Raw genomic sequence first — 24423 nt, 5'->3', positions numbered from 1 at the left:
GATCGTCCCCATGCCCTTCAATGCCATGGGGTTTTCCGAGTCCTCCGTCATCGGATTGTCCGAGAGCACGACGGAATCCGCGAGCTTGCCGGCCTTTCCGGCAGACCCGTCCCCCTTCCCTTCGTCCGTTGCGCTGGCGCCGCGACGGAGAGTCCGATCGCGACGATCCGCGTCCGCCCGCCCGATGCCGGCCAGGCGCCTTCCTCCGTCAGCGTCCAGCGCCCACCGACCTGCTGGTAGAGCAGCCGCACCCCCGGCGCCGCCGCCATGCGCACGAACCCTTTGGCGCGGATCGCCTCGCGCGACAGGCGCGCGGCCAGCCGATCGAACGCCTCATCTGTCAACGGCTCAGACCGGGCGATCGTCCAGCTGCGATAGACCCGCGCGTGGTCCGGCCCCGGGCCGTCATCCGCGACGAGGCGCGGCCGCCCCTTCGCGATCCCGAGCAGCACCGCCAGCGGCGCGTCTCCACGCACCGTCTCGATCCGCTTCGTTCCCGGTGCCGCTGTGTCCAGCCAATCGCGCAGCGCGCCGAGCGTGGCCGTGTCGACGAGGTCCGTCTTGTTGACGAGGATCAGGTCCGCCTGGGCGAGCTGGCGCAGCACGCTCTCCCCGACATAGGTGTTCGCCGCCTGGCTGCGCACCTGCTCCGCATCGGCCACGACCAGCACGCCGTCCACCCGCAGGCGGAAGGCGGCGGCGATCTCGGCCACCTTGCCGGGCTCGGCGACGCCGCTCGCCTCGATCACGATAGCGTCGATCTCGCCGGCGCGCCTGAGCACCGCGCCGATGGCGCTGCCGAAGCCGCCGGCGACGGAGCAGCAGATGCAGCCATTGGCGAGGCTCATCGTCTCGCCGTCATGCGCGACGACGAGTGATTCGTCGATGTTGACCTCGCCGAAATCGTTCACCAGCACGGCGACGCGCAGGCCGGTCCCCTGCGCGAGGATGGCGTTGAGCAGGGTGGTCTTGCCGGCGCCGAGATAGCCGCCGATCACCGTGACCGGGGGCCGTGCCGTCATGCCGCGCGCCGGTAGACGCTGCGCCCCTCCTTGAAGGTCTCGACCGTCTTGATGTCGAGGATCGCGTCGGTCGCGACGGTGACGGGATCGGCGTCGAGGATCACCAGGTCCGCCAGCATGCCCGGCGCGATCGCGCCCTTCCGGTCCTCCTCGCGGATCTGCCAGGCGGCATCCACGGTGAGCGCGCGCAGCGCGGTCATCACGTCCACCCTTTCGTTCGGGCCGATCACCTTGCCCGAGCGCGACCGGCGGGTGACCGCGCTCCACACCATGCGCATCGGGTCCATCGGCGTGACCGAGAAGTCGTTGTGGTTCGAGAAGCGGATGCCCTTCGCCTTGGCCGAGGCCATCGGGCTCAGGAAGAAGGCGCGCTGCTCGCCCAGGTTCTCGACATGGACGTCGCCCCAGAAGAAGGCGTGCACCGTGAAGAAGGACGGCGAGAAGCCGAGCGCGACATAGGCGTCCAGCTGGTCCGGCCGCATGAACTGGGAATGGATGATCACCGTGCGCCGGTCCTGCGCCGCGGTCACGCCGGCGGCGCGCGCCGCGTCGATCATCATGTCGATCGCCGCGTCGCCGTTGCAGTGGCAGAAGACCTGCACGCCCTTGGCGTAGAGCTCGGCGACCGCGCGGTTCACCATCTCGGGCGGGAACAGCGGCGCGCCGCGCCAGTTGGCCTCGCCCGCGGGTCCCGGCGTCAGCAGCGGCTGCGTCCAGAACGCCGTCTTGCCCTGCGGCGAGCCGTCCAGCGCCAGCTTCACGCCGCCGAGCTTGAGACGGTTGCGATAGGTGCCGAAGGATTCCGAGACCGTGTCCGGCAGTTGCGCCGGGCCGCCACGGAAATCGGGGAAGTACTCCCGCACCAGCTTCGGGACTTCCATGACGATCGGTATGGCGACGACGTCGATGTAGAGCCGGCCTTCCTCCGCCGCCTTGCGGATCAGCCGCAGGTCGTGCGCATGGGTCGCCCCTTCCTGCGCGGTGGTGACGCCGACGCTCGCATAGATGCGCTGCGCGGCGTCGAAGGCGTCCAGCAGTTCCGCCTCGGATGGCTGCGGCATGGCGCCGAAGATCGGCAGGAACGCGGTTTCCATCAGCAGGCCGGCCGGTTCCTGCGATCCCTCCCGGCGCAGGATCAGCCCGCCAGGCGGCGTCGGCGTCGAGGCATCGACGTTCACCGCGCGGAAGCCGGCCGAATTCAGCACCGCCCCATGGTTGGAACTGTGGATCAGCATCACCGGGTTGTCGGGGAAATGCGGGTCGAGGTCGTCGCGCGTCATCTCGCGCTGCTCGGCGAGGTTGGTGCGGTCGTAGCCATAGGCGATGATCCAGGCGCCGGGCGCCGGGCGCAGCCGTGCCTGGTGCGCCTTCAGCACCTCGATCACGTCGGCGATCTTCGTCACGGGGCCCGCCGGCACGCCCGAGACGTTCGCCCATTGCACGATCTGCGGGGCGTTGGCGAAGTGGCCGTGACCGTCGATGAAGGATGGCATCAGGGTCGCGCCACGCAGGTCCACGACCTCGGTTTGCGGCGTGCGCAGAGCCATCACCTCGGCCTCGGTGCCGGCGGCGATGATGCGCCCACCCCCGATCGCCACCGCCTGAACCACCGGCTGCGCGTCGCGCATGGTGCGGATGGTGCCGCCGCGGAAGATCTTCTCCGGCCCGGCCGCCTGCGCGGCGGCCGGCGGGGCGTGGCCGACGGCAGCCAGTGGCGCGACGAGGGCGGCGGCGGTGAGCGAGCGACGCGACGTTGTCATGGGACGGGGCTTTCCCTGCGCACGAGGCACATGATTGTGACGCAGCGTCGGCCGTGAGACTGTCGCGTTCGGTACAATCGTAGTCGCGCGGGCCGGCTGAGCCTCGGCGCCGCGGCCGTGCGGGCAGGACCTGGCGGAAGCGATCAGGGGCCAACCATGGAGCGTGACGAAGCCGGGCGGATCCTGCTGGCAAGCGGCTGGCTCGCGCGCCAGCCGCCGGCCGTCAGCGCCGCCGTGATGCGCCGCGCGCGGCCCGTGCCCTTCCAGGCTGGCGAGCACGTGTTCCACGCCGACGACGCGCCGGGCGGCATCTACGGGATCGCTGCCGGCGCGATCGGCATCCTGGTCGCGACCGGGGGACGCGCGCCGCGCCTCGCGCATATCCTGCGCCAGGGCGCCTGGTTCGGGCATGGTCCGCTGATGACCGGCGGGCGTCGCGCGCTCGGCTTCCGGGCCATGGAGCCCTCGGTCACGCTGCACATACCGCTCGCGGCCCTCGACGAGTTGTCACGCGCGAGCCTGGAGGGGGCGCGCAGCCTCGCCGTGCTGGCCAATGCCAACATGGGCGTGGCCATCGCGACCGTCTCGGACCTGCTGATCGCCCGCGCCGACCGGCGGATCGCCGCGGTGCTGCTGCGCGCGACCGGCGCCGCGCAGGGCGTCCCGCCCACGGATGCCGAGGGCTACCGCCTGACCCAGGCCGAGCTGGCGGACATGGCGAATGCCTCCCGCCAAGTGGTCAACCGCACCCTGGCGGGCTTCGCGCGGCAGGGCTGGATCGCTTCCGGCTACCAGCGCATCGCGATCCGCGACGCGGCCGCGCTCGCCGCCTTCGCCACGCCGCCAGACTAGGCGCGGCCTAGCCCAGCAGCCGCCCGATCACCCGCGCGGTGTAGTCCACCACCGGGATCACCTTGCCGTAGTTGATGCGCGTCGGCCCGATCACGCCGATCGCGCCCACGATGCGTTCCTGTCCGTTGCGGAAGGGTGCCACCACCATCGACAGGCCGGCGCTGTCGAACAGCCCGCTCTCGGCGCCGATGAAGATCTGCACGCCCTCGCCCCGCTGCGCGAGGTCGAGCAGCCGCAGCATCGTCTCCTGCTGCTCCAGCCGTTCGAACAGACGCTTGATCTCGCCCACCCGTGCGGCCTGGTCGATCGTCTCGAGCAGGCGGGCCTGGCCGCGAACGATCAGCGACCCGCCCTGGCCGCCCGACCAGGTGGCGAGCCCGGCCTCGATCACCTGCTGCGTCAGCGCATCGAGCGCGGTGCGGTTCGTCGCGATCTCCCCGGCGATGATGCCGCGCGCATCCTCGATCGTGCGGCCCGCGAGCCGCGCATTCAGGTAGTTCGACGCCTGCTGCAGGGCCGATGGCGGCAGGCCGGCAGGAACCTCGATGACGCGGTTCTCGACCTGGCCGTCGTCATGCACCAGCACCACCAGCGCCCGGCCGGGGCCGAGGGCGACGAACTCGATATGCCGCAGCGCGCCCTCGGCGGTGGGCGCGACCACCAGCCCCGCCGCCCCCGCGAGGCCCGAGAGCATCTGCCCCGCCTCGCCCAGCGTTTCCTGCAACGACCGGCCGGAGGCGGCGCAGCGGGCGGAGATCGCGTCCCGCTCCTCCTCCCCCAGCGCGCCGAATTCCAGCAGGCCGTCGACGAACAGGCGCAGCCCGCGTTCGGTCGGCAGCCGCCCGGCCGAGGTGTGCGGCGCATAGAGCAGCCCCGCATCCTCGAGGTCGGCCATGGCGTTGCGGATCGTCGCCGGCGACAGGCCCAGCGGCAGGCGCCGCGACAGGGTGCGCGACCCGACCGGCTCGCCGGTCTGGACATACGTCTCCACCAGCTCGCGCAGGATCACCGCGCTGCGGTTGTCGAGACCCGAGAGACTGAGGCCAGGCACCAGCCCCTCGGACTTTGCGGTGGGACCCATCTTCATTGCCTGGGATGAAGGTATGGACGCCCCCGGCCCGGGTCAACGGCGGGGTGCATGGCGGGCCCCGCCGGTGTAGACACCGGCCCTCCCAGCCTTCCAGGACACTGCCCATGCGCCCCTCCGGCCGCGCCGCCGACGCCCTCCGCACCGTCAGCCTCGAACCGGGCTTCGCCCGCCATGCCGAGGGCTCCTGCCTTATCCGCATGGGCCAGACCGAGGTGCTCTGCACCGCCTCGGTCGAAGGCAAGGTGCCGCCCTTCCTGCGCGGCCAGGGCCAGGGGTGGGTCACCGCCGAATACGGCATGCTGCCGCGCGCCACCCACACCCGCGGCGACCGCGAGGCCGCCCGCGGCAAGCAGTCCGGCCGCACCCAGGAAATCCAGCGCCTGATCGGCCGGTCGCTGCGCGCCGTCACCGACATGAAGGCGATGGGCGAGATGTCGGTGCTGATCGACTGCGACGTGCTGACCGCCGATGGCGGCACCCGCTGCGCGTCGATCACCGGCGCCTGGGTCGCCCTGCACCTGGCCTTCGAGCATTGCCGGCGGATGAACATCCTCACCCGCAACCCGCTGAAGGACCAGGTCGCGGCCGTGTCCTGCGGGGTGTGGCAGGGCACGCCGGTGCTCGACCTCGACTACGCCGAGGACAGCAAGGCCGACGCGGACGCGAACTTCGTGCTGACCGGGGCGGGCGGGATCGTGGAAGTGCAGGGCACCGCCGAGGGAGCGCCGTTCACGGAAGCCGACCTGAACGCGCTGCTAGGGCTCGCGAAGACTGGGACCGCCGCGCTGTTCCAGAAGCAGCGGGACGCGGTGGGGCTGTGATGTCGGGGGGAGAAGGGAACTTCTCCCCCCAAACCCCCCTCAACCTTCTTTGGGACATGGGACGAGCCGCATGACGCAAGGGCACCGCAGGCTGGCGCGCGGGGAACGCATCGTCATCGCCACCCACAACAAGGGGAAGCTGCGGGAAGTGGCGGCGCTGCTCGCGCCCTTCGGCATCGAGACGGTGAGCGCGGGCGAACTCGGCCTGCCCGAACCCGACGAGACCGAGGACTCCTTCATCGGCAACGCCACCATCAAGGCGACGGCAGCGGCGCGCGCCGCGCGACTGCCGGCGCTCGCGGACGATTCCGGCTTCTCGGTCGCGGCGCTCGCGGGCGCGCCGGGCGTGCGCACCGCCGACTGGGCGATGCAGCCGGACGGGTCGCGCGACTACGCCGACGCCATGCGCAAGGTGATGGAAGCCGCGCAGGATTTCGAGGACCGCACGGCCTGGTTCTCCTGCGCCCTGGTCCTCGCCTGGCCCGACGGACATGTGGAAGCCTTCGAGGGCCGCGCCCTGGGCCATTGGGTCTGGCCGCCGCGCGGGTCGCACGGCTTCGGCTACGATCCGATGTTCGTCCCCGACCGCCGCGAGGACACCTTCGGCGAGATCGATCCCGCCGAAAAGCACCGCATCAGCCACCGCGCGAAGGCGTTTGGTCTGCTATCGGCGGCCTGCCTGCCGGCGCCCGCCTGAAGTCACGGTTCCCAAAGGCCTTTCGGCCGATGGGCGCCCACGGAGGTTGCAACGCAACCTCCGTGGGATCCCGTGGTGGGGTGGTCCGGAGGGGCGACGCCCCTCCGCTCCGTCACGGCCCCGGCTTCTTCATCCGCTCCTCCTCCGGCTTGCGCCGCCGCACCCGCGGCGCGAGCGGTGCGGCCGGGATGATCGGTGGCGGTGCCGCCTGCAGCCCGCGTCGCACCAGGCTGGCCCAGGCTTCCTCCGGCGTGTCGACGATCTCGAACAGCGAGAGGTCCTTCGCGTCGATCATCCCTTCCTCCACCAGGAAGGGGAAGTTCACCGCGTTCTCCCAGTAGCGCCGGCCGAACAGGACGATCGGCCGCGGCGTCGCCTTGCTGGTCTGCACCAGGGTCAGCAGCTCGAACAGCTCGTCGAAGGTGCCGAAGCCGCCGGGGAAGACGGCCAGCGCATTGGCGCGCATCGCGAGGTGCATCTTGCGCATCGCGAAGTAGTGGAAGCGGAAGGTCAGCGCCGGGGTGGACCAGGCGTTGGGGTTCTGTTCGTGCGGCAGGGTGATGTTGAAGCCGATCGACGGCGCGCCGGCCTCGGCGGCGCCGCGGTTCGCCGCCTCCATGATGCCCGGCCCGCCGCCGGTCGCGATTACGTTGTCGCGCGGCGCGCCGGTGACGGCGAGCGCACCGCCGCGCAGCGAGACGATGCGCGCGAAGGCGCGCGCCTCCTCGTACATGCGGCTGCGTTCGATCGCCTGCTTCGCGGCGCGCTTCTCGGCGGCGGTCTTCGCCGCGGCGGTCATCGCCTCGGCCTGCTCGGGGCTCGGCACGCGGGCGGAGCCGAAGACCACGACGGTGGAGCGCACGCCCCAGTCGCGCAGCGCGAGTTCCGCCTTGGCGTATTCCATGCCGAACCGGAAGGGACGCATCTCGTCGCGCAGGAGGAAATCCTGGTCCTCGACCGCGAGGAGGAAGGAGCGGGAGCGCTTCTGGGCGCCGTTGTCGGGCATGGCGTCGTGATCCTCCGGCGCGGCCATGGTCCGCCGCGCTTCCCCGCGGTATGCCTCAGGCGACACCCTGGGGGGAATCCGCCATGAAGGACGCCACGCGCGCGAAGCTCGCCGCCGTCTCCACCGCCACGCTGACGACCGTGCTGTTCAAGCGGGGCTTCCGCAACGTCTTCCTGTCGCTGCAGGCGCTCGATCCGGATGCACCGAACATGGTCGGCCCGGCCTATACGCTGCGGACCATCCCGGCGCGCGAGGACCTCGATCACCTCGAGGTCTTCAAGGACCCCGAGCATCCGCAGCGCAAGGGCGTGGAGGAATGCCCGCCCGGCGCCGTCTTCGTCATCGATAGCCGCGGCGATGCGCGCGCGGCGAGCGCGGGCGGCATCCTGATCACCCGGCTGAAGGCGCGCGGCGTGGCCGGTGCCGTCACCGATGGCGGCTTCCGCGACAGCCCGGAGATCGCGGCGATGGGCTGGCCGGCCTATCACGCGCAGCCCTCGGCGCCGACCAACCTGATCCACCACCATTGCGTGGACCTCAACGTGCCGGTGGCCTGCGCGGGCGTCGGCGTGCATCCGGGGGACATCATGGTGGGCGACGGGGAGGGCGTGGTCTGCATCCCCGCCCATATCGCCGACGACGTCGCCGAGGAGGCCTTCGAGCAGACGGTCTTCGAGGATTTCGTCCAGGAGCGCGTCGCCGCCGGGCACACGATCCGCGGCCTCTATCCGATGACGGACCCCGCCAACCGGCCGCTGTTCGAGGCCTGGCGGAAGGAAAAGGGGCGCTGAATCGGGCGCGGGCCCCGTTCGGGGCCGCCGCGCGTGGCCGGAGCGGCGACTCTTTATCAGGAAATTGTGATATTCATGACGGATTGGACGGACCAGGCGGCCCTCGGCTGAGCTAAATTCCGGGCGTCATGCCGATCCCGTCATCCGGCCCGGCCGGTGAAAGGATGTCCGATGCGTCGTCCCGATCTGTTCCGTCCCCATGCCCGCCTGCTGCTCCTGAGCGGCGCGCTGGCCTTCACCGTCCTGCCCATCCTGCCGCCTGACCTCGGCGGCCTCGCCCACGCCGCCGGTGGTGGTGGCGGAGGCGGTGGTGGTGGTGGCGGAGGCGGCGGAGGCGGCGGTGGCGGTGGTGGAGGTGGAGGCGGCGGTGGCGGCGGCGCCGGAGGCGGCGGTGGCGCCGGCGGTGGCGGCGGCTCGGCTGGCGCCGGTGGTCCCGGCGGCGGCAATGGCGGTGGTAACGGTGGCGGCGCCAGCGCCTCGGCCGGCGGTCAGGGCCAGGGCCATGGCGGCGGCGTCGGTCCCGGGAACTCCGCCGATGCGGGCGCCGGGCGCGGCGGCAGCGCCTCGGCCGGACGCGGTGGGCCGGGCAATGCGACCGGCCGCGGGTCGGCCAGCGACCGGGGCGGCCCCGGCACGGACCGCGGCTCCCTCGCCAGCGCCCTCGGGGCGCTCAACGCGGCCCATGCCTCGGCACGGGCGCGGGATCGCGCCTCCCCCAATTCGCGCGTCGGCATGATCGCGAGCTACGAACTCGCCATGATCCAGGCGCTGGCGATCAGCGACCCCGTCGCCCGGTCCCAGGCTGTCGCCGCGGCGCGGGCGAACCAGCTCAGCGCGGCGGCGAACAAGCCGCTCAGCGGTGCCGTGGTGGACCGGGTCGACTCCCTGCTCGGCCTGCCCGCGACGCCCTGATCCCAGCGACCGTTCGGGAATGCGCCGTTCGGCGCATCCTGCAGTCCGGCGCCGGCAAGCTCCCCCACCCAACGACAGTATCCTGGGTGGGGGAGCGGGCCGGCGCCGCCATTCTCGAACGGTCTCTCAGGCCAGGGCGAGCGTCAGGAAGCGGTTCTCCGCGCTCGCCGCGTAGTCGCCGAAGGGGCCGCACGGCGTGAAGCCCTCGGCCAGGTACATCGCCACCGCGGGCTGGAAATAGGCGCTGGTCCCGGTCTCGAGGCTGACGCGCGTCATGCCGGCTGCGCGCGCCTCATCGACCAGGCGCCGCAACATCGCGCGCCCCACGCCGTGCCGGCGCGCGGCCTCGGCCGTGTGCATCGACTTCACCTCGCCATGGTCCGGCGCCATGCGCTTCAACGCGCCGGTCGCCAGCACCTCGTCGCCGTCCCAGGCGGTGAAGAAGCGGATCTCCGGCACCCGCAGCCCCGAGAGGTCGAGCGCAAATGCAAAGCCTTCCGCCGTCGCCGCCCGCGCCTTGGCGAGGTGAATGCCGAGCAGCGCCTGCACGCGCGGATCGTCGAGCCCGCCCTCGGTGATCGTCACGGTCACTGGTAGTGACCCCGCTCGAGGATCTCGAGCGTGTATTCGCGATAGGTCATGCCGAGTTCCTCGGCGCGCGCGAGCCGGCGCAGCGCGATCTCGGGCGGTGCCTTCCAGGCCTTCTTGCGCGCGCGGCGCCAGCACCACAGCCGCCAGCCGGCGGGATCGTCGTCCTCGTCCTCGAGGGGCGGGCCACCATTGTGGCCGGGCGGTGCAGGCATGGTCATGGAGGTCAGTATCCACTATCTTGGATGCATGTCTATCATGTTGGATCAAAATGCGCCCGCGCCGCTCGACCTGCTGATCGCCCGCCGCCTGCGGCGGGAGCGGGAGGCGCGCGGCTGGTCGATCGCCGAGCTCGCCGCCGCCTCGGGCGTCTCGCGCGCCATGATCAGCAAGATCGAGCGCGCCGAGGCGAGCCCCACCGCCGCCCTGCTGGGCCGCCTTTCGGGCGCGCTGCGGATGACGATCTCGACCCTGCTCGCCCGCGCCGAGGCCGATGCCGGCCCGCAGCGCATCGCCCGCGCGGCGGACCAGGCGCTGTGGACGGACCCGGCGACGGGCTACCTCCGCCGCGCCGTCTCGCCCCCCGGCGCGGAGCCCGAGCTGGTCGAGGTAGATCTGCCGCCCGGCGCGCGCGTGGCCTATCCCGGCACCTCCTTCGCCTTCCTGCGGGGGCAGGTGGTGCGGGTGCTCTCGGGCCGGCTGGCGGTCGAGGAAGGCAGCGAGGAGGCCCTGCTCGAGCCCGGCGACTGCCTCGCCTTCGACCTCGAGGCGCCGAAGGGCCACGCCTTCCGCAACCCCTCGGCGGACGAGCCCTGCCGCTACCTGGTGGCGCTGTCGCGGCGCTGATTCCGTGGCGCCGCGGCAGCGGCGATGGCAGGCTTCCCGCCAAGAACCAGGGAGGACACCATGCCATTCGTGACAGGCCGCCGGGCGCTGCCCGCGCTCGGCCTCGCCGCCGCCGGCGCCGCCCGCGCCCAGCCGGCCTGGAACCCGACGCGCCCCGTGACCATCGTCGTGCCCTTCCCCCCGGGCGGATCGACCGACGTCACCGCGCGGCTGGTCGCCGAACGCATGGCGCCGCTGCTGGGCCAGAACGTGGTGATCGACAACAAGCCGGGCGCGCAGACCGTGATCGGCGCGGAGGCGGTCGCCCGCGCCGCGCCGGACGGCCACACGCTGCTGATGTCCTCGGGCACCACGCTGACCATCAACCCGCTGATCGGGCGCAACCTGCCCTACCGGCCATCCGACTTCGCGCCGGTCGTGCATGTCGCGACGCTGCCCTTCTGCATCGCGGTGAAGCCGGGCATCCCCGACACGCTGGAAGGCTTCGTCGCGCATGTGCGCGCCAATCCCGGCAAGGTGACCTGGGGGCACAATGGGCGGGGGTCGTTCAACCACATCGCCGGCGCGCTGATACAGGAGAGGCTGCAGCTCGACTGGCAGGATGTCGGCTACCGCGGCGACGCCAACCAGATGAACGACCTGCTGGCCGGCACCATCGATTCCATCCTGGTGGGCGGCGCGACGGGGCTGCAGGTCGAACGCTCGGGCCGCGCGAAGATCGTCGGCTGGACCGGGGAGACGCGGCTGCCGAACCTGCCGAACCAGCCGACCTTCAACGAGCGCTGGCCGGGCCTGGTGGCGGTGACCTGGTTCGGGCTGCTGGCCCCGGCGCAGACGCCGCCCGCGGCGATCGCGCGGCTGAATGCGGCCGGCGCGGCGGCGAGCGCGGATTCGACGGTGCGCGAACGGCTGCTGAACGAGGGGATCCTCGCCGCCGGCGGCAGCCCCGCCGACTTCCAGGCCTTCCTGAACCGGGAGGCCGAGCGCTGGGGCCCGCTGCTGCGGCGGCTGAACATCGAGTTGTGAGCGCCCAGAAACGGCAACGCCGCCCGGCGCCAGCATCCTGGCGGGGCGGCGATCCGTGCGAGGGCAGGCGGGGCGACGCGCGCCGCCCCGGTTGCCGTCAGCGGCGCAGGTTGAGGCGCCCGATCAGCGTCTCGTAGCGCTTCTGGCTCTTGCGCTTCAGGTAGTCCAGCAGGCCACGGCGCTGGCCGACCAGCACGAGCAGGCCGCGGCGCGAATGGAAGTCCTTCGCGTGGGTCTTGAGGTGCTCGGTCAGGTTGGAGATGCGTTCGGAGAGGATCGCGACCTGGACCTCGGGGCTGCCCGTGTCGTTCGGGCCGGTCGCATAGTCCTTGATGAGCGCCTGGCGGCGCTCCGCAGTGATCGACATCGTCGTATTCCTTGTGGGTAGAGGTTCAGGAACCGCCCTGGCCCAGCCACCGCTCCGGCTTCAGCAAGCCGTCCTCGAAGCGGGCGAGACCCATCAGGCGCCCCCCCGCCATCGCCCTGGCCAGGCCCCCATCGGGGTTGGCCTCGCGCGGAACCCGGCCCATCAGCTCGACCAGCGGGATGGGCTGGCCAAAGGAAAGGCGGGCGGTCTCGGCCTCGGTGAGGGCCAGCGCCGGGATGTCGGCCAGCGCGGTCGTCACCGGAAGCAGAAGATCCGGGGAAGGGGGCGGGGTATCGCCGGAAACCGCGATCCTGTCCAGCGGAACCGCATCCTTCTCGAGGAAGGGGCCGACCCGCATCCGGCGCAGGGCTGCGATATGGCCCACGGTGCCACAGGCCTTGGCGATGTCCCGGGCGAGCGAGCGCATGTAGACGCCCTTGCCGCTCTCGACGAAGAAGATGGCGGTGTCGGCGTCGGGGCGCTCGATCAGCTCGAAGCGGTCGACGCGGGCGGGGCGGGCGGCGAGCTCGACGGCCTCCCCCGCGCGGGCCAGGTCATAGGCGCGTTCGCCGGCCACCTTGATGGCCGAGAAGATCGGCGGGACCTGCATGATGTCGCCGATGAAGGCGGGCAGGGCGGCGCGGATCTGCTCGTCGGTCGGCCGGACATCGCTGGTGGCGATGACGTTGCCGTCGGCGTCGTCGGAATCCCGCGCCTCGCCCATCTTCAGCGTGAAGCGGTACTGCTTCGTGCCGTCCATGACATAGGGCACGGTCTTGGTCGCCGCGCCGAAGGCGATCGGCAGCACGCCGGTGGCCAGCGGATCCAGCGTCCCGCCATGCCCGCATTTCTGCGCCTGGAAGGCGCGCTTGCAGATGGCGACGACGTCGGTCGACCCGATCCCCGTCGGCTTGTCGATGATCAGCCAGCCGTCGATCGGCCGGCCTTTCGGCTTGCGGTGGCGTTGGCGCTGCTGGGCCATGAAGCGTTCCGTAGTCTGGTCGGTGCCGGCGGCGAGAGGATCGGCCGGTCAGCGAAGGAGGCTGCAGGTGGAGGAGGAGGATCCGGAATACCCGCTCTGGGGCCGCATCCTGATCGCCGCGACGGTGCTGGGGCTGGGCGCCATGGCCGGCGGGTTGATCGCGGAAAGCTGGATGGGCGCGCTGTGGGGCACGATCCTCGCCGCGCCCGTCGCGCTGCTGGGGTTTGCCGCCCCCGCTGCGCTGGGCTGGGTCATGGCCGTGATCCAGGTGTTCAGCTGCGCCTCCTGATCATTGCGGCACGGGGCGCGGGCGGCCGGTCTCGTCCAGGGCGACGAAGGTGAAGGTCGCCTCGGTCACGCGGGCGTCGTCCTCGGCGGTGCGGTCGCGGCGCCAGGCCTCGACGTGCACGCGAATCGAGGTGCGACCCACCGAGAGCAGCGTGCCGTAGAGGCTGACCTCGTCGCCGACGCGCACCGGCAGGTGGAAGGTCATCGCCTCGACCGCCACGGTCGCGACGCGGCCGCGGGCGCGGCGCAGCGCGACCGAGGCGCCGGCCTGGTCCATATGCGCCATCAGCCAGCCGCCGAAGATGTCCCCGGCGGGGTTGGCATCGGCCGGCATGGCGATGACGCGGACCTGCGGCGCGCCCTCGGGCGGGGTCGCGGTCATTCCTCGCCATCCTTCTTCGTCGCGAGGTCGCGCTGCACCTCCGGACGATGCATCACCTCGTTGATGTGCATGGCGTAGTTGAGCGCGGTGTCGGGCTGGAAATGGAGGTCGGGGGCGAATTTCAGCCGCACGGCATGCGCCACCTCCCGCCGCAGGAAGGGGGAGACGCGCTTCAGCGCCGCGAGTTGTTCCTTCGTCAGGTCCCTGCCGAGGGCGGAGACGAAGGCCGTCATGTGCTTGAGGTCGGGGGAGGCGCGGACCTCGGTGACCGTGACGTGCACGCCGTGCAGGTCGGGGTCGCGGAATTCCTCGCGTGTGAAGACCGCGGACAGCGCGTGGCGCACTTCCTCGGCGACGCGGAGCTGCCGCTGGGAGGGGCCTTCGGCCTGGCCGCGGTGGTGTTGCTTGCTCATCGGGAACCTACCCGTTCAACTCGGGCGCAACCTTCGGCGCGGCGGAGCCGCGCCGGGAGCGCAAAGCGCGACCGCGCCCAGACCGCCCTTCGCCGCCGCTGCGACAGCGCAGGGCGCGCAAGCCACGCGCGCGGATGCGCGCGCCCGGCGCCTGAGGGCACATGAAATCCGTCGCGGCGGCTTACGCCGCCGCGACGGTCTCCACCTCATAGCACTCGATCTGGTCGCCGACGCGGATGTCGTCGTAGTTCGCGAAGGACATGCCGCATTCGAAGCCGTTGTTGACCTCGCGCACGTCGTCCTTGAAGCGGCGCAGGGTGGACAGCTCGCCCTGGTGGATGACGACGCCGTCGCGCAGCAGGCGCACGCCCGCGCCGCGCTTCACCGTGCCTTCCGTCACGCGGCAGCCCGCCACCTTGCCGATCTTCTTGACCTCGAAGACCTGCAGGATCTGCGCGTAGCCGAGGAACTTCTCGCGCTGCACCGGCGCGAGCTTGCCCTTGTAGAGCTTCTCGATGTCGTCGGCGACTTCGTAGATGATCGAGTAGTAGCGGATGTCCACGCCTTCCTTCGCCGCCAGGTCGCGCGCCTGGGACGTGGCGCGGACGTTGAAGGCGACGATGACGGCGTCCGACGCCTTGGCGAGCTGGATGTCGGATTCGGTGATCTGGCCCACCGCGCTGTGCAGCACGCGGACCTTCACCTCGTCGTTGCCGAGCTTGCCGAGCGTCACGCCGATCGCCTCGGCGGAGCCCTGCACGTCGGCCTTCACGACGACGGCGACTTCCTTCTGCTCGCCCGCCTGGATGCGGGCCAGCATGTCGGTCAGGTTGCCGCGGCCGGCGCCGGCCGCAGCCGCCGCCTTGTCGCGCGCCCGGCGCTGACGGAACTCGGAGACCTCGCGGGCGCGGGCCTCGTTCTCGACGGCGATGAAGTTGTCGCCGGCCGCCGGCACGCCGGACAGGCCGAGGATCTCGACCGGGAGCGACGGCGGGGCGTCCTTCAGCTGGCGGCCCTTGTCGTCGAGCATCGCGCGCACGCGGCCCCATTCGGCGCCGGCCACCACGATGTCGCCCTGGCGCAGCGTGCCCTTCTGGACCAGCACCGTCGCCACGGGGCCACGACCGCGATCGAGCTTGGACTCGATCACCGTGCCTTCCGCCGCGCGCTCCGGGTTGGCCTTGAGGTCCAGCACCTCGGCCTGCAGCGAGATCGCCTCGAGCAGCTTGTCGAGGTTGATGCGCTGCGTCGCGGAGACCTCGATCTCCTGCGTGTCGCCGCCGAGCGATTCCACCACGATCTCGTGCTGCAGAAGTTCCTGCTTCACGCGCTCGGGCTTCACGCCGGGCTTGTCGATCTTGTTCACCGCGACGATGAGCGGCACGCCCGCCGCCTTGGCGTGGCGGATCGCTTCGACCGTCTGGGGCATGACGCCGTCATCGGCGGCGACCACCAGCACGACCATGTCCGTCACGGACGCGCCGCGGGCGCGCATGGCGGTGAAGGCCTCGTGGCCCGGCGTGTCGATGAAGGTCACCTTGGACCCGTCGGGCACGGTGATCTGGTAGGCGCCGATGTGCTGCGTGATGCCGCCGGCCTCGTGGGCCGCGACATCGGTCTTGCGCAGGGCGTCGAGCAGGCTGGTCTTGCCGTGGTCGACATGGCCCATGATGGTCACGACCGGCGGGCGCGGCTGCAGGTCGGTGTCGGTATCCTCCGCACCCTCCAGGCCGATCTCGACGTCGGACTCGCTCACGCGCTTCACGCGGTGGCCGAATTCCTGGACCACCAGCTCCGCGGTGTCGGCATCGATCGACTGCGTCAGCGTCGCCATCACGCCCATGCGGAACAGCGCCTTCACCACCTCGCCGCCACGGGCGGCCATGCGATTGGCGAGTTCCTGCACGGTGATCGCTTCCGGCACCACGACGTCGCGCACGACGCGCTCGGCACCCGAACGCAGGCGCGCGAGTTCCTGCTGCCGCCGCTCGCGGTCACGCGCGCGGCGCAGCGAGGCGATGGAACGGCTGCGCTCGTCCTCGCCCTCGATGGCGGCCTGGACGTCGATGCGGCCTTCGCGGCGGCGATCCGGCGACGGGGTCGCCTTCTTTACCGGCACCGGCATCGGCCGGCGACCGGGCGCGCCCGGCGGGCCGCCCGGGCGGCGGACCATCGGGCGACGCGCGCCCTCATCCTCTTCCTCGGCCGGGCGGGCCTTGAGCGTCAGGCGCTCGGCCGGGGCGGCAGCGTCGGGCTTGCGCGCGGCCGGGGCAGCGGGCGCCCCCGCGGGGCGGCCGGCCTGCTTCGCGGCGGCGGCGGTCACGACCGAGGCGGCCTCGGCGGACTTGCGGGCCTCGGCCTCGACCTTGGCGCGCGCGGCGGCCTCGGCGGCGTTGCGGGCGTCCTCCTCGGCGCGGCGGGCGGCCTCCTCGGCGGCGCGGCGTTCCTCTTCCGCCTTGCGGGCGGCTTCCTCGGCGGCGGAGCGCACCATCAGGGCCTGGCGCTCGCGCTCCTCGCGCTGGCGCTGCGCCTCGACACGGCGGTTCTCCTCCAGCACGCGCTGGCGGACCGCGATTTCGGCCTGGGTCAGCGGGCGACCGGCGACCGGGCCGCGCGCGGCGGGGCCCTGGGCCTGGCCGGACGGACGTGCCTGCTGCTGGCCGGACGGCGCGTTGCCGCCCGACGGCGCCGCGGCCGGGGCCTGGCGCGTGCCCGTGGCGGGCCCGCCGGGCTTCGCCGGGGGTGCGACGACGCGCTTCTTCACCACCTCGACCTGCACGGTCTTGGTGCGGCCGTGGCTGAACGACTGGCGCACGCTGCCAGCATCCACGGTCTTGCCGAGTTCGAGTCGTCCGCCGGGCCGAAGGCTCAGCCTGCTCTTGCCCGCGTCCTGCTCGTTCTGGTCGCTCATTCGCCGATCCGAACCCGATCCCAAACAACACAACGACAGGGCCGTGCCCAGCGCACGACCCTCAAATCCCATGCTCCGGCCGAGTGACGGCGATGCCCGCCAGCCTCTCCGCCTCGACCCGGATGGCTTCCGCCAGCCGGCCGGGCGCCACCACCACATGCACCGCGTGGTCGCGCCCGAAGACCACGCCGAGTTCCGCCGCCGTCAGCGGCGTCACCGCCGGAAGGTGCCGCCCCCCGAAGCGCTCGCGCTCCGCCGGGCTCCCATCCGAAGCCTGGACCAGCAGTCCCGCGCGGCCGGCCTGCAGCCATTCGCGCGCGGCCTGCCACCCCGAAACCGCCTGTCCCGCCCGCCGGGCCAGGCCCAGCAGGTCGCGGACGCGGGCGCGAAGACCGTCCTCGATCCGCGCACGAAGGTCGGAGGGAAGCGTCACGGGCCCGCGCGCGGCCCGATTGAAGGCCCCGCGGCTCACCGCGCCTTCTAGCACATCGCCCCGCGCGCTCAACCACATTCCCCGGCCCGGCAGTTTCCCTGCCAGATCCGGCACCAGCACGCGCTCCGGCCCAAGGACGAAACGGATCATCCGTTCCTTCGGACCGACCTCGCGCGTGGCGATGCAGCGGCGGAGGGGGCCGGTCTCCGGCGCCTCCTCCTCGTCCGCCGGGTCGTGATCAGGCGTCGCCGTCACCCGTGCCCTCTTCCTCGTCGCCGAACCAGCCGGCGCGGCGGCGCGCCTCCATGACGATGGCGTTGGCGGTCTCTTCGTCGACCACCTCGGCCCCGAGGATCTCCATCAGCTCGTCGCCGGCGAGGTCGGCCAGGTCCTCGAGCGTCTTCACGCCCTTCTCGCCCAGCGCGACCATCATGGCGGGGCTGAAGCCGCCGATCTCGGCGAGTTCGTCCACGACGCCCATCTCGCGGCGCTTCTCGTCCAGCTCGCCGTCCCGCTTCTCGAGGAAGGCCTGGGCGCGGCGCTTGAGCTCGGCGGCGACGTTCTCGTCGAAGCCCTCGATGCCGGCGAGTTCCTCGTCCTCCACCTGGACGATGTCCTCGATGGTGCCGAAGCCTTCCTGCACCAGCAGGCCGGCGATGACGTCGTCGACGTCCAGCGCCTCGACGAACAGGCCGGTCCGCTTGCGGAATTCCTCCTGCCGGCGCTCGGATTCCTCTGCCTCGGTCAGGATGTCGATGTCGTAGCGCGTCAGCTGGGAGGCGAGGCGCACGTTCTGGCCGCGGCGGCCGATGGCGAGCGACAGCTGATCGTCGGGGACCACCACCTCGCAGCGCTTGCCGTCTTCGTCCAGCACGACCTTGGAGACTTCCGCCGGCGCCAGCGCGTTCACGATGAAGGTCGCGAAATCGGGGGACCAGGGGATGATGTCGATCTTCTCGCCCTGGAGTTCCGCCACCACCGCCTGCACGCGGGACCCGCGCATGCCGACGCAGGCGCCGACCGGGTCGATGGAGGAATCACGGCTGATCACGGCCATCTTGGCGCGCGAACCCGGGTCGCGGGCGACCGCCTTGATCTCGATGATGCCATCGTAGATCTCGGGCACTTCCTGGGCGAAGAGCTTCGCGAGGAAGCCGGGATGCGTGCGGCTCAGGAAGATCTGCGGCCCGCGCGGTTCCTCGCGCACGTCGTAGATGTAGGCGCGCACGCGGTCGCCGTTGCGGAAGGCCTCCCGGGGGATGGTCTCGTCGCGGCGCAGCAAGGCCTCGGCGCGGCCGAGGTCCACCATCAGGTTGCCGTACTCGGTGCGCTTGACGATGCCGTTGATGATCTCGCCCACGCGGTCCTTGTATTCGTGGAACTGCTTGGACCGCTCGACCTCGCGCACGCGCTGGACGATCACCTGCTTGGCGGTCTGCGCGGCGATGCGGCCGAAGTCGATCGGCGGCAGCGGGTCGACGATGAATTCGCCCACCTGGATGCCGGGCTTGATCTTCTGGGCGATGCGGACCGGGATCTGGGTCGCCTCGTTCTCGACCGGCTCGGCCTCGACCACCTCGGTCCAGCGGGAGAGCTTCACCTCGCCGTTCTTGCGGTCGATGACGGCGCGGATGTCCTTCTCATGGCCGTACTTGGCGCGACCGGCCTTCTGGATGGCCTGCTCCATCGCCTCGAGCACCTCGTCGCGCTCGATCATCTTCTCGCGCGCGACGGCGTCGGCGACCTGGAGCAATTCGGGGCGGGCGATGGCGACGTCGATGGCCATGATGCCTATCCTCTCAGTTGGGCGTCTGGGGTGCCGCGGTGGCGGCGATCAGTTCGTCGGTCAGGACCAGCTTGGCCTTGCGGATGTTGTCGCGGCGGAACGCGACCTCGGTCCCGTCGTCGAGGCGCATCCGCGCGACCTCGGCATCCGCGCCGAGCGCGATGCCGCGGTAGCGCTTGCGTCCGTCCTGCGGGATGGCGAGTTCGAGCGTCGCGACATGCCCGGCGAAGCGGTTCCAGTCCTTGGCGCGCGTCAGCGGCCGGTCGATGCCCGCCGAGGAGACCTCGAGCGTCCATTCGGACTTGATTGGGTCGGCCACGTCCAGCACCGCGCCGACCGCGTGGCTGATCGCCTCGCAATCGTCGACGGTGAAGATGGCGCCGTCGGCGCGGTCGGCCATGATCTGCACGGTCGGCGTCTCCTTGCCCGACACCTGCACGCGCACGAGCTCGTAGCCCAGATGCGTCAGGGTGGGCAGGATGGCCTCGGCGATGCGGGCTTCGAGCCCGTCATGCCGCGGCAGGTCGGCGGTGTCGTTCAAGCAACAAAAAAGGCGGCCCCTTGCAAGGCCACCCCCCGTTCGGTCCGGATGAGATGTTGGCCGCTTCATGACATTTCGGACCGAAACATGCAAGCGGGCTTGCACCGGCGCGCCGCGGACCGAAATGATCGCCGCCGGAGGAGGCCTGTCATGGCGCATATCCCGATGCGGCGGCGGACCCTGGTGGCGGGCGTGCTCGGCACCCTGCCCCTCATCCGCCCGGCGGCGGCCCGCACCCGCTACGTCTTCGACCAGAATGTCGGCCGGCTGGAATTCGTCGCCCGGCATCTCGGCGTGCTCAGTTCCACCGGGCGGTTCGAGGATTTCTCCTGCGAACTCCTCATCGATCCGGACCGGCCGCTGACCACCAATGTCGAGGTCACCGTCCGCACCGGGGCCGTCGCACTCGCCTATCCCGGCGCGGTCGACCTGCTGCGCTCCCCCGCCTTCTTCGACGTGGAGAAATACCCCGAGGCGACCTTCGACGGCGCGGCGACCGGCGAAGGCACGCTCGCGCGCTTCTTCCTCGCCGGGAACCTGACGATCCGCGGCATCACCCGGCCGCACCGGATGGAGGCGCGGCTGCTCGAGCGCAAGATGGACCCGGCGCTGGGGCGGGAGGTCGCGGAATTCTCCGCCGCCGGCGACATGAAGCGCTCCGAGTTCGGCATGACGGCCGACCAGGCGGCGATCTCGGACACCATCCGCCTTGCCGTGCGTGTCCGCCTCCTCGTCTGACGGCTGGTCCGGGGCGCAGCGCCGGCTGCACTGGATCGTCGCCGGGCTGGTCCTCGCGGCCTTCGCGATCGGGCTGGTGATGGTCGCGCTGCCGCTGACACGGCTGCTCGAGAAGATCATCGCCTACCAGGTGCACAAGACGCTGGGGCTGCTGGTGCCGCCGCTGGTGCTGTGGCGGCTCTGGCTGTGGGCGCGGCGCGGGCGCCCGGCCGAGGATCCGACGATCCCGCCCTGGCAGCACCGCCTGGCGGCCGCGGGGCACATCGTGCTGTACCTGCTGCTGATCGCGGTGCCGGTGCTCGGCTACCTGTCCGCCAGCACGGCGCCGGGGGAGATCGAGACGACGCTCTTCCTGCTCATCCCCGTGCCCCACCTGCTGCCGGCCGATGAGGCGCTCTACAAGATGATCCGCCCGGTGCACGAGGTCGCGGCCTGGTCGCTGGTGCTGCTCGCCACGGGGCATGCGGCGGCGGCTATACACCATCACCTCAAGGGGCGGCGGGTGCTGCGGGCGATGCTCGGGCGCTGAGCCTCAGGGCGGCAGGCGCAGCGCGGAATCGAAGCGCAGCGTGGTGCCGTTCAGCAGCGGATTGGCGCAGATCGCCAGCACCATTGCGGCGAATTCCTCCGGCTTGCCGAGCCGCGCGGGGAAGGGCGGCAGGGCGCGGATCGCGGCCTGTGCGGCCTCGGGCAGGCCGGCGAGCATCGGCGTCTCGAACAGCCCCGGCGCGATGGTCACGACGCGGATGCCGGACTTCGCGAGTTCGCGGGCCGCCGGCAGCGTCAGCCCCATCACCCCGGCCTTGGAGGCGGCATAGGCGCATTGCCCGACCTGCCCGTCCTCGGCGGCGATGGAGGCGGTGTTCACGATCACGCCGCGCTCGTTGTCCGGTGTGGTCGGGTCCAGCGCCTGCATCCGCTGCGCGGCGAGCCGCAGCACGTTGAAGGTGCCGACCAGGTTCACCCGCAGCGTCTTCTCGAACAGCGCGAGGTCATGCGCGCCGCCGCGACCGACGACGCGCGCGGCCGGCGCGATGCCCGCGCAATTCACCGCGAGGCGCAGCGGGCCGAGGCCCTTCGCGGCTTCCAGCGCGGCCGACACATCCGTCTCGCTCGTCACGTCGCCGACCACGGGCGTCGCGTCGCAGCGCGCGGCGAGCGCGGCGAGGCCCTCCGCATTCAGGTCCATCGCGACAACCTGCGCGCCGGCGGCGAGGAGCGCCTCGGCCGTCGCGGCGCCGAGGCCCGATCCCGCGCCGGTGACCAGCGCGACCGCACCGTTCAGCTGCATGGCACCTCGCTCCTGACGAAGGTCCAGTAGTGCGGCGTGCGGCCCTCGCGGATCGCCTTCGCCTCGTAGCGCGTCGGGTGCCAGCCCGCGGGCCGCGTGCCGGTCGCGAGGTCGCGGCGCAGGAAGAAGGTCTGGTCGGCCAGGACCTCCTCCACCCAGCCCTGGTAGGTCGGGTCGTCGCTGGCGATGCGCCATTCGGCGCCGGGGCGCAGCGCGCGGGCGACGACCGGCAGCATGGCGGGATGCACGAAGCGCCGCTTGGCGTGCCGCGCCTTCGGCCAGGGGTCGGGGAACATCAAATATAGCCGCCCGAGCGCGCCTTCCGGCAGCGCCGTCAGCAGGTGGCGCGCATCCTCGGGCCAGAGGCGCAGGCGCTCGGGCACCGGGGCGGTGGCTTCCTCGCCCTCCGGCACGATGCGCGTGAGCAGGGAGCAGAGCCCGTTCTCGAACACCTCGGAGGCGATCAGCGCGACGGCGGGATTCGCCTCGGCCAGCGCGAGGGCGTGCTCGCCGCCGCCGAAGCCGACCTCGAGCCACAGATCGGCGGCGCCGGGGAACAGGTTGCGGCACGCCACGGCCTCCGCGACGGTCAGGCGGAAGCGGGGCAGCGCCTCGTTCAGCAGGCGTTCCTGGCGCGGGCGCAGCGGGTGGCCGCGCCGGCGGCCATAGAGGCGGTCGGGGACGCCCTCGGCGAGGGGCGGACGGTCGGGGCCGGTGGCGGTTCCGTGCATCAGGCGCGCTTCACCATCATGAACTTCGGCCAGGCGGTCTGCAGCATGTAGCGGTGGTCGGCAGCGAAGCGGTTCACCGCGGACACCACGCCGGGCCAGGAGGAATCGTAGTCGTCGCCGAACAGGACGCCACCCGGCCTCAGCAGGTCGTGATAGAGGCGCAGGTCGAGAGCGACCTCCTCCTCCTCATGCCCCGCATCGACATAGATCGCATCCGCGACGATGCCGAGCCGCTTGAGCAGGTAGGCCGCGCCCGTCGTCGTCATCGGCAGCGGGAAGACGTCGTCGATGATGCCGGCGGCCGCCATGTTGCGCAGGAACTGCGGGAACATGTCCGGGTAGCCGTGGCGCAGGTTCAGGCTCTTCCGCAATTCGGGCTCGAGCCAATGCTCGACATTCGACCCCAGCCAGGTGTCGATGCAGATGAACTGCGTCGCGAGGCCGAGGCGGCGGGAGACCTGGTGCATGTGCCGCACCGAGGCGCCCTTCCAGGTGCCGACCTCGATGACGAGGCCGGCCCGGGTCTGGTCGAGCACGGTGCGGAAGATGCCGTGCTCGGAGTTCCAGCCCTGCCAGTCGACCGGCAGGGCGGACAGGTCGAGGCCGCCGTAGTCCTTCGTGATCCCGATGGAACGGAAGGCCTCGGCGACGTCCATGGTCTCAGCGGCCGAAGGCGCGCTTGAGCTCCTCCACCAGGTCGGTCTTCTCCCAGGTGAAGGTGCCCTTCTCGGCATCCGGCGTGCGGCCGAAATGGCCGTAGGCGGAGGTCGGGACGTAGATCGGGCGGTTGAGGTGCAGGTGCTCCCGGATGCCGCGCGGGGAGAGGTTCACCAAGCCGTCCACGACCTTGGCGAGCTTCACCTCGTCGACGTCGCGCCCGGTGCCATGCAGGTCGAAATAGACCGACAGCGGCTTGGACACGCCGATCGCGTAGGACACCTGGATGGTGCACTTGTCCGCGAGGCCAGCGGCGACGACGTTCTTCGCGACGTAGCGCGCGGCATAGGCGGCCGAGCGGTCCACCTTCGTCGGGTCCTTGCCCGAGAAGGCGCCGCCGCCATGCGGGGCCGCGCCGCCATAGGTGTCGACGATGATCTTGCGCCCGGTCAGGCCGCAATCGCCGTCCGGCCCGCCGATCACGAACTGGCCGGTCGGGTTCACGTAGAACTCGTTGTCCGGGCACATCCAGCCCTTGGGCAGCGTGCTGGCGACGATCGGGTGCAGCAGGCGCTTGATCTCGGCCTGCTCCATGCCCTCGACATGCTGGGTCGAGACGACGACCGAGGTCGCGGCGACCGGCTTGCCGTCCACGTACTTGAGCGTGACCTGGGACTTGGCGTCGGGCAGCAGGCCCTTCACCGCGACGTCGCCGTTGCGGCGCATCTCGCTGATGCGGCGCAGGATCATGTGCGCGTAGTACAGCGGCGCGGGCATGAGGTCCGGCGTCTCGGTGCAGGCGTAGCCGAACATGATGCCCTGGTCGCCGGCGCCTTCGTCCTTGTTGCCGGCGGCGTCCACGCCCTGCGCGATGTGCGCGGACTGGGCGTGCAGGTGGCAGGCGATGTCGGCGTGCTGCCAGTGGAAGCCGTCCTGCTCGTAGCCGATGTCATGGATCGCCATGCGGGCGAGATGCATCAGGTACTCGGGCGTGACGGAGCCGGGGCCGCGGACCTCGCCGGCGAGGACGACGCGGTTGGTCGTCACCAGCGTCTCGCAGGCCACGCGCGAATAGGGATCGGCCGTGAGGAAGGCATCGAGGACCGTATCCGAGATGCGGTCCGCCACCTTGTCGGGGTGGCCTTCCGAGACGGACTCGGAGGTGAACAGGTACTCGCCGGTATCGCGCATGGCTTGGTTCGGCCTCTTGTCGCGGGGGAAACGCCCGCGGGGCGCCCCGGCAGGCTGGGCCCGGGGAATCCGGGACGGGGGCGTATCGCAAGGGGGTGTGGCGGGGTCAAGGCAGGGGGTTCGCGGAGGGGCGCCGCCCCTCCGGACCACCCCGCCGAGGGCCGAAAGGCCCTCGGAACCCGTTTCCGGGCGCCAGCCCTGAAGGAGAACGCGCTTCCCCCGATGGGCGGAAAATTGGGTTCCGAGGGCCTTTCGGCCCTCGGCGGGGGTTTGGGGGCGGAGCCCCCATTCGGCTACACGC

At 71.6% G+C, this 24423-nt stretch carries 29 protein-coding genes; 10 read left to right on the top strand and 19 right to left on the bottom strand.

Features of this window, described 5'->3' with window-relative positions; genetic code table 11:
* Positions 1-47: 47 nt before the first annotated feature.
* Both GWK15_RS14345 and GWK15_RS14340 read right to left on the bottom strand, forming a co-directional pair.
* Positions 48-1022: a CobW family GTP-binding protein gene (locus GWK15_RS14345; RefSeq protein ID WP_168042004.1), complete on the bottom strand. Its 975-nt coding sequence runs from the start codon at positions 1020-1022 to the stop codon at positions 48-50.
* Positions 1019-2782 carry an amidohydrolase gene (locus GWK15_RS14340; protein ID WP_168042003.1) on the bottom strand — a complete coding sequence of 588 codons (1764 nt, stop codon included), beginning with the start codon at positions 2780-2782 and terminating at the stop codon, positions 1019-1021. Before GWK15_RS14340 ends, GWK15_RS14345 begins: the two co-directional genes overlap by 4 nt.
* 156 nt (positions 2783-2938) lie before the next feature.
* Here GWK15_RS14340 and GWK15_RS14335 point away from each other — a divergent pair, with 156 nt between their 5' ends.
* Complete coding sequence (locus GWK15_RS14335) at positions 2939-3634, top strand: Crp/Fnr family transcriptional regulator (protein WP_168042002.1); 696 nt, start codon at positions 2939-2941, stop codon at positions 3632-3634.
* A gap of 7 nt (positions 3635-3641) precedes the next feature.
* On the opposite strand, the gene hrcA is transcribed toward GWK15_RS14335, so the two are convergent.
* Entirely contained in the window at positions 3642-4715 is a 1074-nt protein-coding gene (gene hrcA / locus GWK15_RS14330) for a heat-inducible transcriptional repressor HrcA (protein WP_209442189.1), read from the bottom strand.
* A 113-nt stretch (positions 4716-4828) separates the two neighbouring features.
* Here hrcA and rph point away from each other — a divergent pair, with 113 nt between their 5' ends.
* Positions 4829-5545 carry a ribonuclease PH gene (gene rph, locus GWK15_RS14325; RefSeq protein WP_168042000.1) on the top strand — a complete coding sequence of 239 codons (717 nt, stop codon included), beginning with the start codon at positions 4829-4831 and terminating at the stop codon, positions 5543-5545.
* A 70-nt stretch (positions 5546-5615) separates the two neighbouring features.
* The gene (gene rdgB / locus GWK15_RS14320; protein ID WP_168041999.1) at positions 5616-6242 is read left to right on the top strand and encodes an RdgB/HAM1 family non-canonical purine NTP pyrophosphatase; all 627 of its coding nucleotides are present in this window, start codon (positions 5616-5618) and stop codon (positions 6240-6242) included.
* A gap of 112 nt (positions 6243-6354) precedes the next feature.
* On the opposite strand, the gene GWK15_RS14315 is transcribed toward rdgB, so the two are convergent.
* Positions 6355-7314 (bottom strand): LOG family protein, encoded by a 960-nt coding sequence (locus GWK15_RS14315; protein WP_338147255.1) that lies wholly within the window; start codon positions 7312-7314, stop codon positions 6355-6357.
* Positions 7315-7331: 17 nt separating this feature from the next.
* Here GWK15_RS14315 and GWK15_RS14310 point away from each other — a divergent pair, with 17 nt between their 5' ends.
* Positions 7332-8039 carry a ribonuclease activity regulator RraA gene (locus GWK15_RS14310; protein ID WP_168041998.1) on the top strand — a complete coding sequence of 236 codons (708 nt, stop codon included), beginning with the start codon at positions 7332-7334 and terminating at the stop codon, positions 8037-8039.
* A 126-nt stretch (positions 8040-8165) separates the two neighbouring features.
* Here GWK15_RS14310 and GWK15_RS14305 read toward each other — a convergent pair whose 3' ends face one another.
* Positions 8166-8543, bottom strand: a complete 378-nt coding sequence (locus GWK15_RS14305; RefSeq protein WP_168041997.1) for a hypothetical protein — start codon at positions 8541-8543, stop codon at positions 8166-8168.
* A 228-nt stretch (positions 8544-8771) separates the two neighbouring features.
* Here GWK15_RS14305 and GWK15_RS14300 point away from each other — a divergent pair, with 228 nt between their 5' ends.
* The gene (locus GWK15_RS14300) at positions 8772-8951 is read left to right on the top strand and encodes a hypothetical protein (RefSeq protein ID WP_168041996.1); all 180 of its coding nucleotides are present in this window, start codon (positions 8772-8774) and stop codon (positions 8949-8951) included.
* 126 nt (positions 8952-9077) lie between these two features.
* Here GWK15_RS14300 and GWK15_RS25980 read toward each other — a convergent pair whose 3' ends face one another.
* Together GWK15_RS25980 and GWK15_RS14290 are read right to left on the bottom strand one after the other, a co-directional pair.
* Positions 9078-9536 carry a GNAT family N-acetyltransferase gene (locus GWK15_RS25980; protein ID WP_168041995.1) on the bottom strand — a complete coding sequence of 153 codons (459 nt, stop codon included), beginning with the start codon at positions 9534-9536 and terminating at the stop codon, positions 9078-9080.
* A 2-nt stretch (positions 9537-9538) separates the two neighbouring features.
* Complete coding sequence (locus GWK15_RS14290; protein ID WP_168041994.1) at positions 9539-9760, bottom strand: hypothetical protein; 222 nt, start codon at positions 9758-9760, stop codon at positions 9539-9541.
* A 28-nt stretch (positions 9761-9788) separates the two neighbouring features.
* On the opposite strand from GWK15_RS14290, the gene GWK15_RS14285 reads away from it, so the two are divergent.
* Together GWK15_RS14285 and GWK15_RS14280 are read left to right on the top strand one after the other, a co-directional pair.
* A complete protein-coding gene (locus GWK15_RS14285) occupies positions 9789-10385 on the top strand; it encodes a helix-turn-helix domain-containing protein (protein WP_245211635.1) in 597 nt (198 codons plus the stop codon).
* Positions 10386-10445: 60 nt separating this feature from the next.
* A complete protein-coding gene (locus tag GWK15_RS14280; protein WP_168041993.1) occupies positions 10446-11411 on the top strand; it encodes a Bug family tripartite tricarboxylate transporter substrate binding protein in 966 nt (321 codons plus the stop codon).
* A 97-nt stretch (positions 11412-11508) separates the two neighbouring features.
* Here GWK15_RS14280 and rpsO read toward each other — a convergent pair whose 3' ends face one another.
* Together rpsO and truB are read right to left on the bottom strand one after the other, a co-directional pair.
* A complete protein-coding gene (rpsO, locus tag GWK15_RS14275) occupies positions 11509-11778 on the bottom strand; it encodes a 30S ribosomal protein S15 (RefSeq protein ID WP_168041992.1) in 270 nt (89 codons plus the stop codon).
* A gap of 25 nt (positions 11779-11803) precedes the next feature.
* Positions 11804-12760 carry a tRNA pseudouridine(55) synthase TruB gene (gene truB, locus GWK15_RS14270; RefSeq protein WP_168041991.1) on the bottom strand — a complete coding sequence of 319 codons (957 nt, stop codon included), beginning with the start codon at positions 12758-12760 and terminating at the stop codon, positions 11804-11806.
* A 67-nt stretch (positions 12761-12827) separates the two neighbouring features.
* Here truB and GWK15_RS14265 point away from each other — a divergent pair, with 67 nt between their 5' ends.
* On the top strand, positions 12828-13049 hold the full coding sequence (locus GWK15_RS14265) for a hypothetical protein (protein WP_168041990.1): 222 nt from the start codon (positions 12828-12830) through the stop codon (positions 13047-13049).
* On the opposite strand, the gene GWK15_RS14260 is transcribed toward GWK15_RS14265, so the two are convergent.
* The 6 genes from GWK15_RS14260 to rimP all read right to left on the bottom strand — a co-directional run bounded on the left by GWK15_RS14260 (position 13050) and on the right by rimP (position 19583).
* Entirely contained in the window at positions 13050-13430 is a 381-nt protein-coding gene (locus tag GWK15_RS14260) for an acyl-CoA thioesterase (RefSeq protein WP_168041989.1), read from the bottom strand.
* Positions 13427-13843 carry a 30S ribosome-binding factor RbfA gene (rbfA, locus tag GWK15_RS14255; RefSeq protein ID WP_168041988.1) on the bottom strand — a complete coding sequence of 139 codons (417 nt, stop codon included), beginning with the start codon at positions 13841-13843 and terminating at the stop codon, positions 13427-13429. The genes GWK15_RS14260 and rbfA overlap by 4 nt, the downstream gene beginning before the upstream one ends.
* 181 nt (positions 13844-14024) lie before the next feature.
* Positions 14025-16754 (bottom strand): translation initiation factor IF-2, encoded by a 2730-nt coding sequence (infB, locus tag GWK15_RS14250; protein WP_168041987.1) that lies wholly within the window; start codon positions 16752-16754, stop codon positions 14025-14027.
* Between the two features lie 61 nt (positions 16755-16815).
* A complete protein-coding gene (locus GWK15_RS14245; RefSeq protein ID WP_168041986.1) occupies positions 16816-17442 on the bottom strand; it encodes an RNA-binding protein in 627 nt (208 codons plus the stop codon).
* Positions 17426-18973 (bottom strand): transcription termination factor NusA, encoded by a 1548-nt coding sequence (nusA, locus tag GWK15_RS14240; protein WP_168041985.1) that lies wholly within the window; start codon positions 18971-18973, stop codon positions 17426-17428. The genes GWK15_RS14245 and nusA overlap by 17 nt, the downstream gene beginning before the upstream one ends.
* A 13-nt stretch (positions 18974-18986) precedes the next feature.
* Complete coding sequence (gene rimP / locus GWK15_RS14235) at positions 18987-19583, bottom strand: ribosome maturation factor RimP (RefSeq protein ID WP_168041984.1); 597 nt, start codon at positions 19581-19583, stop codon at positions 18987-18989.
* Between the two features lie 81 nt (positions 19584-19664).
* Between rimP and GWK15_RS14230 the strand changes: the two genes are divergently transcribed.
* Both GWK15_RS14230 and GWK15_RS14225 read left to right on the top strand, forming a co-directional pair.
* A complete protein-coding gene (locus GWK15_RS14230; protein WP_168041983.1) occupies positions 19665-20252 on the top strand; it encodes a YceI family protein in 588 nt (195 codons plus the stop codon).
* Entirely contained in the window at positions 20233-20781 is a 549-nt protein-coding gene (locus GWK15_RS14225) for a cytochrome b/b6 domain-containing protein (protein ID WP_168041982.1), read from the top strand. Before GWK15_RS14230 ends, GWK15_RS14225 begins: the two co-directional genes overlap by 20 nt.
* 3 nt (positions 20782-20784) lie before the next feature.
* Here GWK15_RS14225 and GWK15_RS14220 read toward each other — a convergent pair whose 3' ends face one another.
* Genes GWK15_RS14220 through metK form a run of 4 tightly spaced genes read right to left on the bottom strand, consistent with a single transcriptional unit; the run spans position 20785 to position 24122 of the window.
* Positions 20785-21543: an SDR family NAD(P)-dependent oxidoreductase gene (locus tag GWK15_RS14220; RefSeq protein ID WP_168041981.1), complete on the bottom strand. Its 759-nt coding sequence runs from the start codon at positions 21541-21543 to the stop codon at positions 20785-20787.
* A complete protein-coding gene (gene trmB, locus GWK15_RS14215; RefSeq protein WP_168041980.1) occupies positions 21534-22274 on the bottom strand; it encodes a tRNA (guanine(46)-N(7))-methyltransferase TrmB in 741 nt (246 codons plus the stop codon). Before trmB ends, GWK15_RS14220 begins: the two co-directional genes overlap by 10 nt.
* On the bottom strand, positions 22274-22930 hold the full coding sequence (locus GWK15_RS14210) for a class I SAM-dependent methyltransferase (RefSeq protein ID WP_168041979.1): 657 nt from the start codon (positions 22928-22930) through the stop codon (positions 22274-22276). The genes trmB and GWK15_RS14210 overlap by 1 nt, the downstream gene beginning before the upstream one ends.
* A 4-nt stretch (positions 22931-22934) precedes the next feature.
* Positions 22935-24122, bottom strand: coding sequence for a methionine adenosyltransferase (gene metK, locus GWK15_RS14205; protein WP_168041978.1), 1188 nt, complete (start codon positions 24120-24122; stop codon positions 22935-22937).
* Positions 24123-24423: the final 301 nt, after the last annotated feature.

Origin of the sequence: Neoroseomonas oryzicola (assembly GCF_012163135.1) — a bacterium.
Classification (GTDB): domain Bacteria; phylum Pseudomonadota; class Alphaproteobacteria; order Acetobacterales; family Acetobacteraceae; genus Neoroseomonas; species Neoroseomonas oryzicola.
The sequence above is the reverse complement of the archived record's forward strand: the minus strand, read 5'-3'. Positions and strand labels throughout refer to the sequence as shown.

Coding starts and splice junctions, on each gene's coding strand:
- GWK15_RS14345 (WP_168042004.1), bottom strand. CDS start 1,022: ATGACGGCACGGCCCCCGGTCACGGTGATCGGCGGCTATCTCGGCGCC.
- GWK15_RS14340 (WP_168042003.1), bottom strand. CDS start 2,782: ATGACAACGTCGCGTCGCTCGCTCACCGCCGCCGCCCTCGTCGCGCCA.
- GWK15_RS14335 (WP_168042002.1), top strand. CDS start 2,939: ATGGAGCGTGACGAAGCCGGGCGGATCCTGCTGGCAAGCGGCTGGCTC.
- hrcA (WP_209442189.1), bottom strand. CDS start 4,715: ATGGGTCCCACCGCAAAGTCCGAGGGGCTGGTGCCTGGCCTCAGTCTC.
- rph (WP_168042000.1), top strand. CDS start 4,829: ATGCGCCCCTCCGGCCGCGCCGCCGACGCCCTCCGCACCGTCAGCCTC.
- rdgB (WP_168041999.1), top strand. CDS start 5,616: ATGACGCAAGGGCACCGCAGGCTGGCGCGCGGGGAACGCATCGTCATC.
- GWK15_RS14310 (WP_168041998.1), top strand. CDS start 7,332: ATGAAGGACGCCACGCGCGCGAAGCTCGCCGCCGTCTCCACCGCCACG.
- GWK15_RS14305 (WP_168041997.1), bottom strand. CDS start 8,543: ATGGCCCTGGCCCTGACCGCCGGCCGAGGCGCTGGCGCCGCCACCGTT.
- GWK15_RS14300 (WP_168041996.1), top strand. CDS start 8,772: ATGATCGCGAGCTACGAACTCGCCATGATCCAGGCGCTGGCGATCAGC.
- GWK15_RS14290 (WP_168041994.1), bottom strand. CDS start 9,760: ATGACCATGCCTGCACCGCCCGGCCACAATGGTGGCCCGCCCCTCGAG.
- GWK15_RS14285 (WP_245211635.1), top strand. CDS start 9,789: ATGTCTATCATGTTGGATCAAAATGCGCCCGCGCCGCTCGACCTGCTG.
- GWK15_RS14280 (WP_168041993.1), top strand. CDS start 10,446: ATGCCATTCGTGACAGGCCGCCGGGCGCTGCCCGCGCTCGGCCTCGCC.
- rpsO (WP_168041992.1), bottom strand. CDS start 11,778: ATGTCGATCACTGCGGAGCGCCGCCAGGCGCTCATCAAGGACTATGCG.
- truB (WP_168041991.1), bottom strand. CDS start 12,760: ATGGCCCAGCAGCGCCAACGCCACCGCAAGCCGAAAGGCCGGCCGATC.
- GWK15_RS14260 (WP_168041989.1), bottom strand. CDS start 13,430: ATGACCGCGACCCCGCCCGAGGGCGCGCCGCAGGTCCGCGTCATCGCC.
- rbfA (WP_168041988.1), bottom strand. CDS start 13,843: ATGAGCAAGCAACACCACCGCGGCCAGGCCGAAGGCCCCTCCCAGCGG.
- infB (WP_168041987.1), bottom strand. CDS start 16,754: ATGAGCGACCAGAACGAGCAGGACGCGGGCAAGAGCAGGCTGAGCCTT.
- nusA (WP_168041985.1), bottom strand. CDS start 18,973: ATGGCCATCGACGTCGCCATCGCCCGCCCCGAATTGCTCCAGGTCGCC.
- rimP (WP_168041984.1), bottom strand. CDS start 19,583: ATGAAGCGGCCAACATCTCATCCGGACCGAACGGGGGGTGGCCTTGCA.
- GWK15_RS14230 (WP_168041983.1), top strand. CDS start 19,665: ATGGCGCATATCCCGATGCGGCGGCGGACCCTGGTGGCGGGCGTGCTC.
- GWK15_RS14220 (WP_168041981.1), bottom strand. CDS start 21,543: ATGCAGCTGAACGGTGCGGTCGCGCTGGTCACCGGCGCGGGATCGGGC.
- trmB (WP_168041980.1), bottom strand. CDS start 22,274: ATGCACGGAACCGCCACCGGCCCCGACCGTCCGCCCCTCGCCGAGGGC.
- GWK15_RS14210 (WP_168041979.1), bottom strand. CDS start 22,930: ATGGACGTCGCCGAGGCCTTCCGTTCCATCGGGATCACGAAGGACTAC.
- metK (WP_168041978.1), bottom strand. CDS start 24,122: ATGCGCGATACCGGCGAGTACCTGTTCACCTCCGAGTCCGTCTCGGAA.